General features: G+C 43.0%; 18 protein-coding genes. All 18 read right to left on the bottom strand.

From position 1 onward, the window contains the following. Nucleotide 1: 1 nt before the first annotated feature. Complete coding sequence (locus tag ACO06Y_RS02915) at nucleotides 2-607, bottom strand: hypothetical protein (RefSeq protein ID WP_422082327.1); 606 nt, start codon at nucleotides 605-607, stop codon at nucleotides 2-4. Next, the gene (locus ACO06Y_RS02910) at nucleotides 588-1,205 is read right to left on the bottom strand and encodes a LolA family protein (RefSeq protein WP_422082326.1); all 618 of its coding nucleotides are present in this window, start codon (nucleotides 1,203-1,205) and stop codon (nucleotides 588-590) included. Before ACO06Y_RS02910 ends, ACO06Y_RS02915 begins: the two co-directional genes overlap by 20 nt. After that, complete coding sequence (locus tag ACO06Y_RS02905) at nucleotides 1,198-1,974, bottom strand: polysaccharide deacetylase family protein (RefSeq protein ID WP_422082325.1); 777 nt, start codon at nucleotides 1,972-1,974, stop codon at nucleotides 1,198-1,200. The genes ACO06Y_RS02910 and ACO06Y_RS02905 overlap by 8 nt, the downstream gene beginning before the upstream one ends. Next, the gene (locus tag ACO06Y_RS02900) at nucleotides 1,968-3,032 is read right to left on the bottom strand and encodes a beta-ketoacyl synthase N-terminal-like domain-containing protein (protein ID WP_422082324.1); all 1,065 of its coding nucleotides are present in this window, start codon (nucleotides 3,030-3,032) and stop codon (nucleotides 1,968-1,970) included. The genes ACO06Y_RS02905 and ACO06Y_RS02900 overlap by 7 nt, the downstream gene beginning before the upstream one ends. After that, nucleotides 3,033-4,235: a beta-ketoacyl-[acyl-carrier-protein] synthase family protein gene (locus ACO06Y_RS02895; protein ID WP_422082323.1), complete on the bottom strand. Its 1,203-nt coding sequence runs from the start codon at nucleotides 4,233-4,235 to the stop codon at nucleotides 3,033-3,035. A 63-nt stretch (nucleotides 4,236-4,298) separates the two neighbouring features. Beyond that, nucleotides 4,299-4,556 carry a phosphopantetheine-binding protein gene (locus tag ACO06Y_RS02890; RefSeq protein WP_422082322.1) on the bottom strand — a complete coding sequence of 86 codons (258 nt, stop codon included), beginning with the start codon at nucleotides 4,554-4,556 and terminating at the stop codon, nucleotides 4,299-4,301. A 6-nt stretch (nucleotides 4,557-4,562) separates the two neighbouring features. Then, nucleotides 4,563-5,177, bottom strand: coding sequence for a 3-oxoacyl-ACP synthase (locus ACO06Y_RS02885; protein WP_422082321.1), 615 nt, complete (start codon nucleotides 5,175-5,177; stop codon nucleotides 4,563-4,565). Next, nucleotides 5,174-6,322, bottom strand: coding sequence for a beta-ketoacyl synthase N-terminal-like domain-containing protein (locus tag ACO06Y_RS02880; RefSeq protein ID WP_422082320.1), 1,149 nt, complete (start codon nucleotides 6,320-6,322; stop codon nucleotides 5,174-5,176). Before ACO06Y_RS02880 ends, ACO06Y_RS02885 begins: the two co-directional genes overlap by 4 nt. After that, nucleotides 6,315-6,764 (bottom strand): acyl-CoA thioesterase, encoded by a 450-nt coding sequence (locus tag ACO06Y_RS02875; RefSeq protein ID WP_422082319.1) that lies wholly within the window; start codon nucleotides 6,762-6,764, stop codon nucleotides 6,315-6,317. The genes ACO06Y_RS02880 and ACO06Y_RS02875 overlap by 8 nt, the downstream gene beginning before the upstream one ends. Further along, nucleotides 6,742-8,010 (bottom strand): ABC transporter permease, encoded by a 1,269-nt coding sequence (locus ACO06Y_RS02870; protein WP_422082318.1) that lies wholly within the window; start codon nucleotides 8,008-8,010, stop codon nucleotides 6,742-6,744. The genes ACO06Y_RS02875 and ACO06Y_RS02870 overlap by 23 nt, the downstream gene beginning before the upstream one ends. Then, a complete protein-coding gene (locus ACO06Y_RS02865) occupies nucleotides 8,003-8,746 on the bottom strand; it encodes an ABC transporter ATP-binding protein (protein WP_422082317.1) in 744 nt (247 codons plus the stop codon). Before ACO06Y_RS02865 ends, ACO06Y_RS02870 begins: the two co-directional genes overlap by 8 nt. A gap of 49 nt (nucleotides 8,747-8,795) precedes the next feature. Further along, a complete protein-coding gene (locus tag ACO06Y_RS02860; protein WP_422082316.1) occupies nucleotides 8,796-9,791 on the bottom strand; it encodes a BtrH N-terminal domain-containing protein in 996 nt (331 codons plus the stop codon). Between the two features lie 3 nt (nucleotides 9,792-9,794). Beyond that, a complete protein-coding gene (locus ACO06Y_RS02855; RefSeq protein ID WP_422082315.1) occupies nucleotides 9,795-10,196 on the bottom strand; it encodes a hypothetical protein in 402 nt (133 codons plus the stop codon). Next, entirely contained in the window at nucleotides 10,193-10,651 is a 459-nt protein-coding gene (locus ACO06Y_RS02850; protein ID WP_422082314.1) for an ABC transporter permease, read from the bottom strand. Before ACO06Y_RS02850 ends, ACO06Y_RS02855 begins: the two co-directional genes overlap by 4 nt. Further along, entirely contained in the window at nucleotides 10,648-11,088 is a 441-nt protein-coding gene (locus ACO06Y_RS02845) for a hypothetical protein (protein WP_422082313.1), read from the bottom strand. Before ACO06Y_RS02845 ends, ACO06Y_RS02850 begins: the two co-directional genes overlap by 4 nt. Beyond that, nucleotides 11,089-12,222 (bottom strand): beta-ketoacyl-ACP synthase III, encoded by a 1,134-nt coding sequence (locus ACO06Y_RS02840; protein ID WP_422082312.1) that lies wholly within the window; start codon nucleotides 12,220-12,222, stop codon nucleotides 11,089-11,091. Beyond that, entirely contained in the window at nucleotides 12,219-13,169 is a 951-nt protein-coding gene (locus tag ACO06Y_RS02835) for a dialkylrecorsinol condensing enzyme DarA (RefSeq protein ID WP_422082311.1), read from the bottom strand. Before ACO06Y_RS02835 ends, ACO06Y_RS02840 begins: the two co-directional genes overlap by 4 nt. Beyond that, nucleotides 13,145-14,032, bottom strand: coding sequence for a lipid A biosynthesis acyltransferase (locus tag ACO06Y_RS02830; RefSeq protein ID WP_422082310.1), 888 nt, complete (start codon nucleotides 14,030-14,032; stop codon nucleotides 13,145-13,147). Before ACO06Y_RS02830 ends, ACO06Y_RS02835 begins: the two co-directional genes overlap by 25 nt. Nucleotides 14,033-14,045: the final 13 nt, after the last annotated feature.

Raw genomic sequence — 14,045 nt, 5'->3', positions numbered from 1 at the left:
TTTAAATAGCTTTTAGCCGTATGGACAGCTTAATATTGTGGTGCAAGATCTGAATATTTTTCGCAACCTCCGCATGAACCGCAGAAAATATGAAAGCGACTTTTTTCTTTCGATTCTTGGTCTGGACAATTTTCTCCAAATTTCCAGCTACGGTATGGTAGTAATTCACTCGTTCATCGATTTCGGTTTCAAAAATGAATTCATCTTGTGAGGTAAACGTATTTAGAATAGATACGTTTTCCGTGACCAGCGTCCTGAAATCCCTTTTAAGCAGGTTAATGACTATTTTTTTGTTCATCTCCGGAAGGATGTGATTCACGATAAAGTCATCATCCCAAAATGAAAAGTCAAAAATGGTATTTCCCAATTCCGTAGTAAATACAACCCTATGGTGCCGCACTCCCAATTTCTTTAAGACAAGGATGCCACTGAACGTTTTCTTGTACAAATCAATATCCGCCTTGTACACATAATCCTTGTCCAGATTGGAAAAATAGGGATTGGTGACCGTTGCATTGGAGGTCTCCACGAGTTGGAAATCGTTGCGTTCCGGATAAGAGGCACAGGCCCAGACCAGAAGAAGGAGACTAATGGGCAAATACCGCATCGGGCAAGGATTGGTTTGTTTTTCGATCCGTAAAAACAATACGGGTATAGTCATTGGAGGGCTCCAACATTTTTACTTCGGTTACTTCTCCTTTCTCGTTAAAGGTAATGTGGAAGGCTTTGATGAATGTGGCAAAATCTTCATCCTTGGGGGCAAAATGTACTTCACTTGTATTTCCTTTTTCGAAATAGTTGATATGGAATTCATCCGTATCGAATAAATCTCCTTTAATACTGTTTGTAATGAGTTGATTAAGCCGCTTAAACAGTTTGTTGGAACCGATGTCCATATCACTTTTGTTGCCCTCGTTATTGATATAAAGGGTTTCCTCCTCAAAAATGACCGAATAGGCAAAGGGCTCCGTATATTCCCACTTAACCAAATTGGGGGCCTTAAAGGAGAGCTTGCCCAAAGATTCAATATCGTTGGAAAGGAAGTCCATATGCTTATATTGCCTAAAATTACTAGTAATGGTCTCCGTAGTATTGGCGGTCTTCTTTACCTTGGCCTCCAATGCCCGGGCATCCGTGGCGCTCATTTCGGACTGCGCATTTGCAGTACATACCACAATCCAGAACAGATAAAAAAGGTTACGCATAGGCTTTGATATTCAACAATTGGTCAACGGTGACCGATCGTAAATTTTTCTCTCGCAAAATTAACAATAACCGTTCCAAAACAGCTAAGGTTTTTGCACTGGTATCATGGAACAATACAATGTCTCCTTTGACAAGTTTACGGGTAACCCGATTTAAAATGGCATCTTCCGAAAGAGGGGTAGTGTCCAAGGAACGGACGCTCCATCCAATAGATTGTAGATTCATGGCCCGAATGGCTTTTTTAATGCTCGGATTGGTTACACCAAAAGCCGGGCGATAGAGTTGTATTTGCTTTCCCGTTATTTGGTCAAAGATGCTATTGGTTTCTTGAAGCTCGGCGATTACCTTTTTGGAACCAAAGAACCCGAACGCTCTGGAATGCGAATACGTATGGTTACCAATGGTATGTCCCTCGTCGAGGATTTTTTTTATCAAATCGTTGTGCTGTTCCATATGTTTTCCGATACAAAAAAAGGTAGCTTTGGCGTTAAATTGTTTTAAGAGTTGAAGTACCTGGGAAGTATATTCGGGATGTGGGCCATCATCAAAGGTTAGGGCAATATAGTTATCAACAACATTTGGATTGGAATTGTGGGACTTAAAATGGAAATTCCATTGAATTAAAAAAGAACCTAAAATAGTCAGGACAAAAAACGCACTAATAGGAATCCAATAATAGAATCCTGGAATACCATATAGCCAATCGATAACCAAAAGAACGGTCAAGGCCATTAGGAAAAGCCGTCTTATGGAGACAAACGTCAGCATCCGCGGAGTAAAACAAAACTGTGGTTCTCCCCGCGGTACTGGTTGTACAACAACACGGTCCTGATTTCGGAGGGTAGGATGCCGTTCAACCTGGCAGCTTCCGGAATGTGTTGGGCCTTTATCATTTTTGCGGCCATCCAGGTACCAAAGGAAGAGGCCGTATTGAACTCACCGCATAAATGTTTATAATAAGTCTGAGACGTATTTTTAAAGGACTCCTCACTTAATGCTTCATAATAGGAATCGAAATTGATATCGCCATTGTTGCCCATTACCAGAATATCGATATCCGCAATTTCCAGACTATTGTCTTGTAGAAACGACTTAAGAACCTTCTTTAATTTCTGTTCAGAAAAACTATTGTAGGTGGCTACGTCCAAAACCTGTGCATAGGTAGTTTCACTCTTTTCATTGGAAAGCACAAAGAAACTGGCTCCCTCCCCAAAAACTGCACCCGGAGTACCGGACTCCAACAGTTCCTTGGAGTTGACCATATCGGCCTTAATATGGTTGACCAACTTATGTATTTTAATGTGATGATCGGCCAGCTCATCCACTCCTCCGACCAGAATGTTTTGGGCCTCATCGTTTTCCAATTGTAGTTTGGCATCCAGTAGAGCCGATTCAAAAGAAATACTGGAATGGACATAGGTAAAATTATAGCCCTTACAGCCTATACCTAAGGCTATTTGTCCCGCCACGGTATTATGGGTAGATTGTATAAACGAAGTAGGGGTTAGGTACTCCTCGTTATCATCTATGATTTTACTGACGAATTTTTCCGAATCCGCAATACAACCCAAACCGGTACCTGTAATGATGGCATCCAAATTTTCCAGATTGGCCTCTTGTAGGGCAATTTTTGAAGCGGCCACCCCCATCTTTATTCCTTTGGCCATTCTCCTGGCTGCGGCAGGCTGAATGAATTCTTTATAGTTAGGGTCTATTGTGCGAACAACGTTGTCGGCATACTCGGTAATATCGTCCAAAAAGACCGAATTGTCAAAAGTCCTCTGGGCCGATATGGAAGCAACGCTATTGAGGTAAACCGGCTTCATCTAGGCTTCTTTCGAAAAAATAAGGGTTGAACAATTGCCCCCAAAGCCCAATGAATTGGATAACACTTTGTGTAATTTCTTGTTTTTGAGCTCCGTTTGCGGTTTAAGATGAAATTCTTTCATGGGATTTTTGAAATTGAGATTGGGGAAAATCACATTATTCCGTAGGGCCAGAACGGAAAAGACCGCTTCGACCCCCCCGGCCGCCGCCAGCGTATGCCCGGTATAGGCCTTGGTGGAACTGAAATCGGGTACACTATCGCCAAAAACCCGTAGAAAGGCCCTTCCTTCGGAAAGATCATTGTTGGGGGTGGCCGTACCATGAGCGTTGATATAATCGATTTCATCACTTTTCAACCCGGAGACCTTTAATGCTTTTTGCATGGCCAAGGTAGCTCCGTCCCCATAGTCCGAGGACGCTGTTTGGTGAAAGGCGTCATTGGCATTGCCCCATCCTTTAACGTAAGCCAGGACTTCCTTATTTTCTTTTTGTACCAACTCATCGGATTCCAAGACCAAAAAAGCGGCCGCCTCACCGAGATTCAGTCCCTTCCGGTTTTCATCGAAAGGAGTGTTATAGGTATCGGATTGGATCATAAGTGTCTTAAAACCGTTCAACGTAAATTTGGAAAGTCCATCCGTTCCACCTACGACCACCCTGTCCAATTTTCCCGATTTTAATAAACGTGCGCCGAACAAAATAGCATTGGCAGCAGAAGAACAGGCCGTACTAATGGTAGTTACCAGGCTGCCTTGGATACCTAGTTGCTCCGCAATTTTTTGGGTAGAATCCCCGGCATGATGCCCTTCAATGTATTTTTGGACTTCTTTATTCTCGAAATACTCGTAATAGTATTGTTCGGTCTTGTCCATACCCCCTACCGTGGTGGCCGATACCAAGCCGGTTTTGCACGAATTTATATTGGTTATGCCCGCGTTTGAAACAGCTTGCTTGGCCGCATAGGCCCCCAATAAGGCACTTCGGGAATAGTTATGGTCCGTGTTGAGCCCTAGAAGTTCCTCCAGTTCCTGATTGGTGAAATCGATTTCACCGACCATTAGGGCATCCCTATGGACTGTATCGATTTTTGAGATTCTGGAGATTCCTTTTTTGCATTCAATTAGGGCTTTGTAGTTTTCCTCTACATTGTTGCCAATGGCAGAAATGATTCCCATACCCGTAATGGCGATGCCTTTGCCCATACTATTTAACCGAAAACGCTTTATTGCGAATGTACAAAAAACGGAAGGTGAAGCGGAAAAATATTATTTCCCCTTGTGTTGTACAATATAATCCGCCATAGTCCCAACGGATTCGAAGATTTTTTTTCCTTCCTTGGGGTCGGCCAATTTTATGCCATAGTCCTTATCTAGCATTACGATGAGCTCTAGGGCGTCTATGGAGTCCAGCCCCAATCCGTCACCAAAAAGTGGATCGTCGTCGGCAATTTCATCCACTGAAACATCTTCCAGATTCAACTGCTCTATGATTTTTGACTTCAATTCTTCTTTCAATGCCTCCATATCGGTTTAAAATAATCGGGTTATTTCCTCAATACTGTGCGCTATGGAACCTTCTTTGTCCACCAAATATAAAAAAGCCTCATAACCGGGGCCATCAACATCTACCCAACCGCAAAGTACCTTTTTCGCTTTTTCCGTATCCAACAATCCGTTCGTATACCAGAACAGATGGCTCGGATTAAATTCGTCAAAGATAAAAAAACTATTTTCAGAATAAAGTTTGTGCCGGATACTAATTTCCCCAATGCAAATGTTGGGCAATGTATATACAAAAATTGCGGGGCTGGGATAATAATCATTGGGATTGCGGATGGATTCCCAATGCTTTCTGTCCGTATCCAGACTTGATGCCCTATTGCTAAGTACAATGGCGATGTCTTCTTCGTTTTCCGGAAGAACACCTTCGTTTTTTAGTAGAATATCTGCCGCCAAAAACCCCAATTTGCTGAGGTTGTCCATTTTGAAAAACTTGGGATAGTCGGTTTCGAAGAAGCGGTAGGCCGATTTTGCCAAAGACTTGAAGTCGGGATGCTGTTCTTGATAAATCGTTTTCCCGTTCAGGGATATGGTGTTGTTCCGGATATGGCAATAGGACGATATACCGTAATTTTTTTCCATCATTCCGCTACCTTTTTAAAAATAACGGCCGTATTGGAACCTCCAAATCCCGAAGACGTTTTTAGGAAGGTATCCATTGGCCTAGGCTCCGTTCGTTTAATGACATTGATGGGTTGCGATACGCCCATTTCCTCAAATCCCTTGGAGGCAAAGACCGTATTTTGATATAGGGAATGCATACCTACGATCGTTTCCAAAAGACCTGATGCGCCCAAGGTATGCCCAAAGTAACCTTTTAGACTGTTCAGTGGTGTGTTTTGAAGCTTTAGCCGATTGAAGGCAATGGCCTCCATTTCATCATTGAATTGGGTAGCCGTTCCATGTGCTGAGATGAAATCGATATCCTTGGGTTGTAATTTTGCCTCCTTTAGCGCAAGTTTTGTACTACGGTACAACCCTTCACCGGTTCTTGAAGGCCCGGAGATATGGTTGGCATCATTACAAGAAGCGTCACCCAAGACGACTACCGATTCCTCGGCAAGCTTCGTTTCGTCTTGGGTTACCAAAACACTTGCGGCTACTTCACCGATATTAATGCCTGAACGATTTTTGTCATAGGGCCTACAGGGTTCAGGGCTTAGTGCCTGAAATGCATTGAAGCCCGAAAGGGTAAATTTCGAGACCAGATCACCGCCGATGACCAGGACATGATCAAAACGACCTTGTGTAATCATTCTTTTGGCGGTCGCAATGGCCAATAGCCCGGAAACGCAGGCATTGGAAAGTACTATGGGAGGGGTCTTAAATCCAAAGAATTCCTTTAGAACCTTACCTAATTCGGCCAAGTACGACCGTTCTACAGGGAAAGGGTTATCATCCTCCAAGACATCTATATTACCTTTTGTAGTGGAAATAATGAGCCCTACCCGATCGGTCAATTCGGTTTTGGATGCTTGGATGACCTGGCCCAGGGACATCAATAGCATTTGTTCCAGGTGCGTATAGTTTTCTTCCTTCTCCGGTTCCCCAATGGTCTTGGGCAGTTTTCCTATATCAACCAGTGATGTACAAAGGGGTTGGTCCAATAATTTTGGGTCGCTTACGGATTGAAGTCCGGAAACCCCATCCTTTATTTTTTGAATCACGGTGGGGCTATCGTAACCTAAGGAAGAAACAATAGTGTTATGTGATACATATACCCTACCCATCCAACAATCCTACTTTTTTCTTCCATTCCAGGAAGAATTCCGGTATGGTCAAGGACATTTCCCCACCAAGCTCAACGAATACCTGTACCGTCTCCCCGGTACAGACCAGTTCTTCCTCAGGATTATAGATTTCATATCGGAAAATCATCTTGGCAGCCGGAGAATCTACGTAAATGGTCTTGATAGTGGCAACGTCCCCATAGCGCAAAGGAAGTTTGTGTTCGCTATTCGACTTAACTATAGGCGTGGAAAAATTATGCACTTTTTGATCCAAATAGGATATCCCATGGTGTCTTCCAAAGGCTTCACGGCCATCCTCAAAATATTGGATGTAGTTGCCATGCCAAACGATACCCAGGGGATCGGTCTCTACAAACCGTACACGTATCTGGCTTGTAAAACTAATTTCTTTTTTGGGCTTAGACCGCATTTCTTTGTTCATAGTAAATGACCGCGATTAGGGAGCTCAAAATAAAAAATCCCAACAGCAATGAAATTTCCGGGATGATTTCCGAGATTCCTGCATTGCGCAAAAATACATCATAGAAGGCATTTAATCCCCAATTCATTGGTGAGATGTTCGAAAGCAACTGCATCTTAGCGGGCATTACAAAAACAGGTACCCAAACTCCTCCCAACGCTGCTAAAATAACCACTAATGTGGCGCCAAAAGGTGCCGATTGCTCTTGAGATTTGGCAATTGTTCCTATTAAAAGTCCCAATCCAATAGCTGCCAGACCAGCAAAAAAGGCCGTTATATATAGAAGCGGTAGCTTATCGCGGACGTCCAATTGTGGCAGGCCAAGAGAGGGAAACAAATACACGCCTATCAGTAACATCAGGGAGAACTGAATCAAACATACGATTAAAAAAATCAAGGTCTTGCCTCCCAAAACGGTCGCATAGGATACCGGTTGGGTACGGAGGCGTATAAAAGTTCCCTGGTTCTTTTCCTTTATCATATTAATGGAAAGGGGTAGGATAATAAAAAAGATAGCAAAGAGCGTCCACGCCGGTACGTTGTGTTGCGTTGAGTTAGGGATGTAATTCCTATCCGCTCCTGGAACGATTTCGGTGAAGGTGATAAAACTTTCGGTATCAAAAATAATTTCCGAGGCATCATCCGTCAATTGTTCCTGAAAAGCGTTATAAATGGTCTTGATCTCAATTTGGGAAATCATCTTATCAATACCATTTTTTATGGAATTTTTAAAGGATTGCTGGGTAGCGGGATCAAAATATAGCCGTATCTCCTTGGGTTCGATTTTTAGGGTCGTTGAAACCGAATCCGCTTCTTCTTCCATCCCGAATCTGGACATAATGCCGTCCACATTGGCCGTTACCTTTTTATCCATATCCCGGGATAGCCCTTTCGGGATGATTATGGCCAATTGATAATCCCCTTTTTGAACTAGTGCAAGCGCCTCGGTTTCCGATGCTTTTTTGATGATTTCCAAGGATTTGCTTTCCGAGAGGCTTTCATGTACGTTTTTGGAAACCGTACCATTATCCAGATCCACCAATAGAATTGGAACCTTGGTCTCTTCGATGGTCTTAAAAGTACTATCCTGTACCAAAGTAATGACTATTAACAGGATCAAGGGCATAAGGAAGAGGATAGCCAATCCGCCCAAATCCCGAATCAACAGCAAAAATTCCTTATATGTAGAGACCCAAAGTTTATGCATAGTCCCTCAATGCTTTTCCAGTTCGGGCCAGAAAAACCTCCTCGAGATTATTTGCCCCTTTTTGTTCAACGACCAAGTCTTTTGGTACCCCTTTACAAACAATTTGACCATGGTCTATAATGGCGACCCTGGTACAAAAATGCTCGGCCTCGTTCAGATGGTGCGAGGTATAGATAATAGTCGTACCCTTATGGTTCAGTTGTTTTAAATGTTCCAGGATAGCACTTTTGGACTGTACATCCACCCCGACCGTGGGTTCATCCAGGAACAATACCTTGGGTTCATGCAGAATACTTGCAATAAGATTGATACGCCTTTTCATTCCCCCGGAGAACGTTCGTAACCTTTTGTGGGCAAAGTCATGAAGTCCGAGTGTTTCTAAACCCGATATAACTCTTTCTTGTAGGGAATGGCCCTTTAACCCGTACATACTTCCGAAATAGTGTAAATTCTCAAAGGCGGTCAACGAAGGATAGAGCGCATAATCCTGGGGAACGATACCGATATGTTGTTTTAATTCGTTTTTGTTCTGCTGGAAATCCAGTCCATGTATTGAAAAGGATCCCGAGGTCGGTTTCAGCAGGGAACTTAACATAGAAATCAAAGTGGTCTTACCTGCCCCGTTTGGGCCCAACAAACCAAAAATCTCTTTTTCATGAACTGATAGGCTCAAATCCTTGACCGCATAAAAATCGGCTCCCTTATACTTTTTGGACAGTTGGTCGATTTGAATCATTGGCTGTGATTTTTCAAAACAACGGATGTATTTCAGGGATTAAAAATCTTTAGACCGCTTTACGTAAAGCTTTAAAAAAAGTTTCCTCCCTTTGGGCCAAATCCATCAATTGATCTGCCACTTTGTTATAGGCATCGGTCTGTGAACTACGATTTTTATATACGCGGGAAGCTTCCAAGGCAAAATCGCGCCATTGATCCCCAATTTCGGTCATTTCTTTTGAAAACCCCGATAGCTCTTCGTTTTTCAATACTTTCCCGGCTTCCTGTAAAAAGGCGGCATAAATATACCGAAATCCACCACCGCCCGTACCTATTTCCTCCTGCATGCGCACAATCTGACCCAAATAATGGTTGGCTTTTTTGGTGCCCAATTTTTGGGGCCACTTCCGAATATTTTTGGCTACCCACCGCATGGCCTTGACCCCTACAATGGGCACGGGAGCGGTCATATCCCTGCAGGTATGTTTTATGCCCTTCACGATTGCTTTTTCCAAATTCAGGGTTTTTGGAAAGGCAATCGGATAGTACATATGGCCTTTGGGTGCAAAGGCCCCCTTGGCAAACCGAACCTTTTCCAGTTCTTTGTCCGTTAACGTGGTCACATCTTCCATAACGGGATCGCTAATAAGGTACCTGTCCCCTTCCTTTCCATAGACCACCATGTTATGCGCGTTGAAGTGAAAGCGATACTCCTCCGGGAAATAGGGGAGTTGGAATACCCCTACTTGGAGCCCCACCGGGTTGTTGTTTGCCAAATTGGTATCCAATCTTGCCCGGGCATCCTCTCTTTTTTTGAATTTTTCCCTTTTCACCTTAATGCCGACGCGCTTAGCGAACCGATTAAAAATAAGACCGGGCATTACCCTGTACGTGAAGACGGGGGCATAGTTGACTTTTAAAAAAGGGAGGTAGCTGAACAGAAGCCCTGATCCTATTCCGAATACCATAGGCTCACTTACTTCAAAGCCATTGTGCCGCATGAGGTTGGATACCACCCCGTTTTCACAATGGGCGGACTGTTTATGTGTAAAATCTATTTGCATGGTTCAAGGGTCTATATGCACTAGTTCCTCAACGGTGATGTCAAAGACATCAGCATATTTTTGTAGTGTTCGCGAGCTTAATTTCTTAAAGACCGATGGTTTAAAATGACGTTTTACACGCCACTTCCAAATCCCTACATAGCTTGCTAGGATACCCAGATCCATTTTATGTAGCTCCATATAATAAACGATAGGGCTGGCCTCGCGGGCAAGTACACGTTGCATTGCGTTTTCCACACGTTCCTCAATTTCCTTTAGCGCATTTTCCAATGCAATGGTCTTGGGATCCCAGCCAGTACTAAGCGCAGTGGTATACTCCCCGTTTTCGTCTACGGCATAGCACATCTCTCGGAGGTTGGCAGCTTTAAGTATACCTTTATGTTGTGGCACTTCGCCCTTTTTCATTGGACTTCGTGAATTAAAAAGTTCAAGGTACAATCTACGATTAAATCGTCTTTTCTAAAAATGGAGCCGGTTATGGTACATATACTGAGCTCTTCGGTATCGTAACGGGAAACTAGTTTTGCTTTTGTGACCAAGGTTTCGTTTACCTTTGGTAATTGAAATATTTCTACTTTTTTTATGGCACTGATGTATCCTATGACCTTGTTGCCTTTTCCCTCTAGATCGTCCGTTTCAAAATAGCTTTGACCTACTATCGCCGAACACGCTTGGGCGGCATTTTCAATGAGCCCCGTCTCCGATAGTCTGCCATTGCTTACAAAAATACAATCCTCTGATATGTGAAATTCAGTCACGACCGAGTCGACATCAAGATAGGGCATGGTATTCACCATGAGCATGGGCTCCCTATGGGGAAGAAACTTTTTAATATCGATATGTAAACGTGCATTCTTCACCTTTGGGCCAGTACGGTTTTCATTTTGCCCGTTGCTATTAGAGATCCGTTACATTCAATTTGAGACTCTACCAATGTAACTCCCATAATGTCGTGTAGGATATGAACAATAGTCGTCAGTTCCTGCCCCAGTACAGGAAGGGAATCGATTTCCACTTTGGCAATGGCACCGATGTACCCCATCGGAGCATCTTGGTCTTTTAAAAAATAATGGTATCCGGTATGTAGCGCTACGGTTTGTGCCATATTCTCGATAAGCCCAGGTTCCTTGAACACGTTGTTTCGGGTAAATAGATTTTCTTTTGTAATGGTAAATCCGGATATTATTTTCTCCGGAGAAAAATAAAATAATTTATCTACCATTACAAAAGGGTGTTTTTGGGGAATTAGTCCAAGTAGAAAGTCCCGATCGGTTATGGGGTCTTTGAGAAGATTCATTTAACTTACGGTCAAATAGGCGTAGGTATAGGAAAAACGGGCACTTTCCGGGACATGTAGCAATATTCTATCCCCTTTTTTGAGTTTCCCGGATGCTACCAATTCCTCGAGCATCACATAGATAGATGCCGCACCCACATTACCGACCTTTTCTAGATTAAGGAACCATTTGTCCAAGGGCATTTCAATCCCTTGCCGCTTCATTTCATTGTACAGTCCATCCTTAAAATAGTACGATGATATATGGGGTAGGTAATAATCCACATCATCTGGGCCGATACCGTATTTTTCGTAGGTCAATTTTAGGCTGTTCACGCCCTTTTCCAAAATATACTCGCCTAACAATCGCGTATCCTGCTTTACGGCGAATACTGAGTTTTTGCTCCAGTCACTGGCATGAAACTCGGTCCAAGATCTCAGGTGTCCATTTTCTTCCTTATCACCACCGGCGTACATACAGGCTTCCAATTCAAAAGCGTAGGAATAGCCTTCCATCCATTCGATTTTCAAAGGTACTTTACCTTTAGGGTCAGGCTCTAACAGCACCGCTCCAGAGCCATCGGATAACATCCACCGCAAAAATTCCTTATTGAAGGACAAGATGGGATTTTCCTTCAATTCCTTCAAATATTCTATTTCATCCTCATAAATCTCGGACTTCAGCCAGGTAGAGCTACGTTCCGAACCCGCACAGACCGCCTTTTCCACCTGTCCGGTCTTAACTGAAAGATAACCGTATTTTAATGCATTCATCCCTGAACAACAGGCGCCCGAAGCCGAATTAATTTCCATGTTACCGTTCTTAAGAAAACCATGGACCATTGCTGCGTGGGATGGCAATATTTGATCGGGACTGGAGGTGCCACAGGACAGTAATTGGATATCTTGGGCGGTGAAGTCTTCATCGCACAGACGCTCAATGGCCTCTTTGGTCAATTGGGCATTGTTATGGGTTACCTTGCCATTATCATCCAAGGCATAATAACGGGTTTTTATCCTGTTGTTACGTAATACAATCCGCCTAGCCTTTGAAGTCTTGCCACCTAAAATCCCTAGTTTTTCTTCCATCCCATCATTGTCCACGGGAGCATTGGGTAAAAACTTGGCTATTCGTGTTATATAAACGTCCTTCATTTATTTTCCTTTAGCGCTACCGAGGAATAATAGGCTTTTTCTTCTTTCATCCTTTGGTACCGGGGCAAATAAGTGAGCAAAAATACAATAAAAACTATTGGTGCTATGACCCAGATTGCAAATAACAAATAATAATTGAATATTCTGATCCATTTGAGTCGTCGCGGTTCCCCGGGCCCTCCTTTTTTGATAATGTGGCTGGCCCATTTAGAGAATAGTACATTGCCTCTTTTATCCGTAAGCACCAAGTATGGGTTGACGTGAATGGCACCTTGTTTTAGAAGGGTTTGCTGTAGATTTGAAAAATCCCCAACGAGCAAGGCCGTTTTAATGGGCTCTCCAAATTTATTCGCCTCCCTGATATCCTTGTCAGAGATCCCGGGCTTCGGAAAAATACCGAGATACCTGTCCTTTCTTCCTGACAGCATCCAATGCGAAATGGTTATGACACTGATGTGATTAATATGGCGATCAACCAGCGCAATATGCCCAACAAGTTTGGCTTCTATTTTGGCCAGGAGCCTTTTCATCTTTTCCTGTGCCTGTATCCACATATTCCTACAGGCGACAACGGTCAATACCGGTCTGCCCTTTAATAGGGATTTCCCAATATCGGATCTTAAAAATGAGTTGATAGGAATGGATGGCGTAAGGTACCATACTTGATAGCCTAAAATCACCAAATCATACTTTTTCTTTAGGATTTCCTCTTCGGGAGGATGGAACCTAGAGGGAATCTGTAAAAAAGATTCGGGGAAGCAATCAAAAAATTTTTCCTTTTGCCACGGAAATTCATAGGGTTCCTCTGGGACTATTCTGTAGTAGGAAACTGTAATGTTATCCTGTTTTAGGGGAGAAACCATATTTTCCAGAATATCCAACAATTGCCCGGTTTGGGAGTAATAGACGACCAGAACTTCCTTCATGTGCTTTCCTTTCTTTTCCAAAAGTCAAAATAGTTGAACCATTGTAAAGGATACTTACTCAAGATCCATTCCACACTTTTGGTGTATTCTTCCAATAAGCCTTGGGCATCCCTCTTTTTTACGATTGCTCTTCTAGCAAAAAGATGGTAGTGTTTGGCCGTTTCCTTCATTACATAGACGAACAACACCGGAACTTCAAGTCGGGATCCCAATAGAAATGGGCCGGCTGGGAAATGGGCCTTCTCGCCTAAAAGTGTTCCTATCAATGTTTTTTGGGCCTCAAAATAGCGATCACCCGTAAAACAGACCAGCTCTCCTTTGCCCAAGGCTACATTAATTTCAAAAATATGCGAAAGATCGTCCTTTACCAGTATAAACTTGATTTTTGATTTTGATGTAACACTATCAAGATATTCCTTTATATGCTCATGTTCGGCATCCGTGGTAACCAAGTTGATCTGGGATCGGGTATCTATATCTTCGAAAAAGAATTCTGCTATCTCGAAATTTCCAATGTGCGCACTGATTAGAATACCTCCTTCGCCCTTTGCCAGTAAATCTTTTATGTTCTCGATACCGTCAAACTCATAGGTGAACCTATCCCGAAGCCCGGATGCTATGGCTGTTTTGTCGATAAGTGTTTGCCCAAAGGAGTAGTAACTTTTGTAAACCCCAAAAATGCTTTTTAGATGGGAATATCCCAGCCTTTGGTGGAGATAGTAGTAAATTGCCTTTGTGTTTTTCCAGGAGAAAAGGCAGAAATACAGAATAACAAAATAAAGTAGGAAATACGAGGCACGGATGCCTAATTTTGTAATGAAGAAGATAAAGATTTTATAGCCTAGGACGGTACCTCTGGATTTTCCTTCCCATTCCGTTGCCATGGATAAGTTTTGA

The sequence above is a fragment of the Ulvibacterium sp. genome, assembly GCF_965228935.1.
GTDB lineage: Bacteria > Bacteroidota > Bacteroidia > Flavobacteriales > Flavobacteriaceae > Ulvibacterium.
This window is presented reverse-complemented; position numbering and strand designations above follow the sequence as displayed.

Bases quoted from the DNA above. Each gene is read 5' to 3' on its own strand.
- ACO06Y_RS02915 (WP_422082327.1), bottom strand. From the start codon at position 607: ATGCGGTATTTGCCCATTAGTCTCCTTCTTCTGGTCTGGGCCTGTGCC.
- ACO06Y_RS02910 (WP_422082326.1), bottom strand. From the start codon at position 1,205: ATGCGTAACCTTTTTTATCTGTTCTGGATTGTGGTATGTACTGCAAAT.
- ACO06Y_RS02905 (WP_422082325.1), bottom strand. From the start codon at position 1,974: ATGCTGACGTTTGTCTCCATAAGACGGCTTTTCCTAATGGCCTTGACC.
- ACO06Y_RS02900 (WP_422082324.1), bottom strand. From the start codon at position 3,032: ATGAAGCCGGTTTACCTCAATAGCGTTGCTTCCATATCGGCCCAGAGG.
- ACO06Y_RS02895 (WP_422082323.1), bottom strand. From the start codon at position 4,235: ATGGGCAAAGGCATCGCCATTACGGGTATGGGAATCATTTCTGCCATT.
- ACO06Y_RS02890 (WP_422082322.1), bottom strand. From the start codon at position 4,556: ATGGAGGCATTGAAAGAAGAATTGAAGTCAAAAATCATAGAGCAGTTG.
- ACO06Y_RS02885 (WP_422082321.1), bottom strand. From the start codon at position 5,177: ATGATGGAAAAAAATTACGGTATATCGTCCTATTGCCATATCCGGAAC.
- ACO06Y_RS02880 (WP_422082320.1), bottom strand. From the start codon at position 6,322: ATGGGTAGGGTATATGTATCACATAACACTATTGTTTCTTCCTTAGGT.
- ACO06Y_RS02875 (WP_422082319.1), bottom strand. From the start codon at position 6,764: ATGAACAAAGAAATGCGGTCTAAGCCCAAAAAAGAAATTAGTTTTACA.
- ACO06Y_RS02870 (WP_422082318.1), bottom strand. From the start codon at position 8,010: ATGCATAAACTTTGGGTCTCTACATATAAGGAATTTTTGCTGTTGATT.
- ACO06Y_RS02865 (WP_422082317.1), bottom strand. From the start codon at position 8,746: ATGATTCAAATCGACCAACTGTCCAAAAAGTATAAGGGAGCCGATTTT.
- ACO06Y_RS02860 (WP_422082316.1), bottom strand. From the start codon at position 9,791: ATGCAAATAGATTTTACACATAAACAGTCCGCCCATTGTGAAAACGGG.
- ACO06Y_RS02855 (WP_422082315.1), bottom strand. From the start codon at position 10,196: ATGAAAAAGGGCGAAGTGCCACAACATAAAGGTATACTTAAAGCTGCC.
- ACO06Y_RS02845 (WP_422082313.1), bottom strand. From the start codon at position 11,088: ATGAATCTTCTCAAAGACCCCATAACCGATCGGGACTTTCTACTTGGA.
- ACO06Y_RS02840 (WP_422082312.1), bottom strand. From the start codon at position 12,222: ATGAAGGACGTTTATATAACACGAATAGCCAAGTTTTTACCCAATGCT.
- ACO06Y_RS02830 (WP_422082310.1), bottom strand. From the start codon at position 14,032: ATGGCAACGGAATGGGAAGGAAAATCCAGAGGTACCGTCCTAGGCTAT.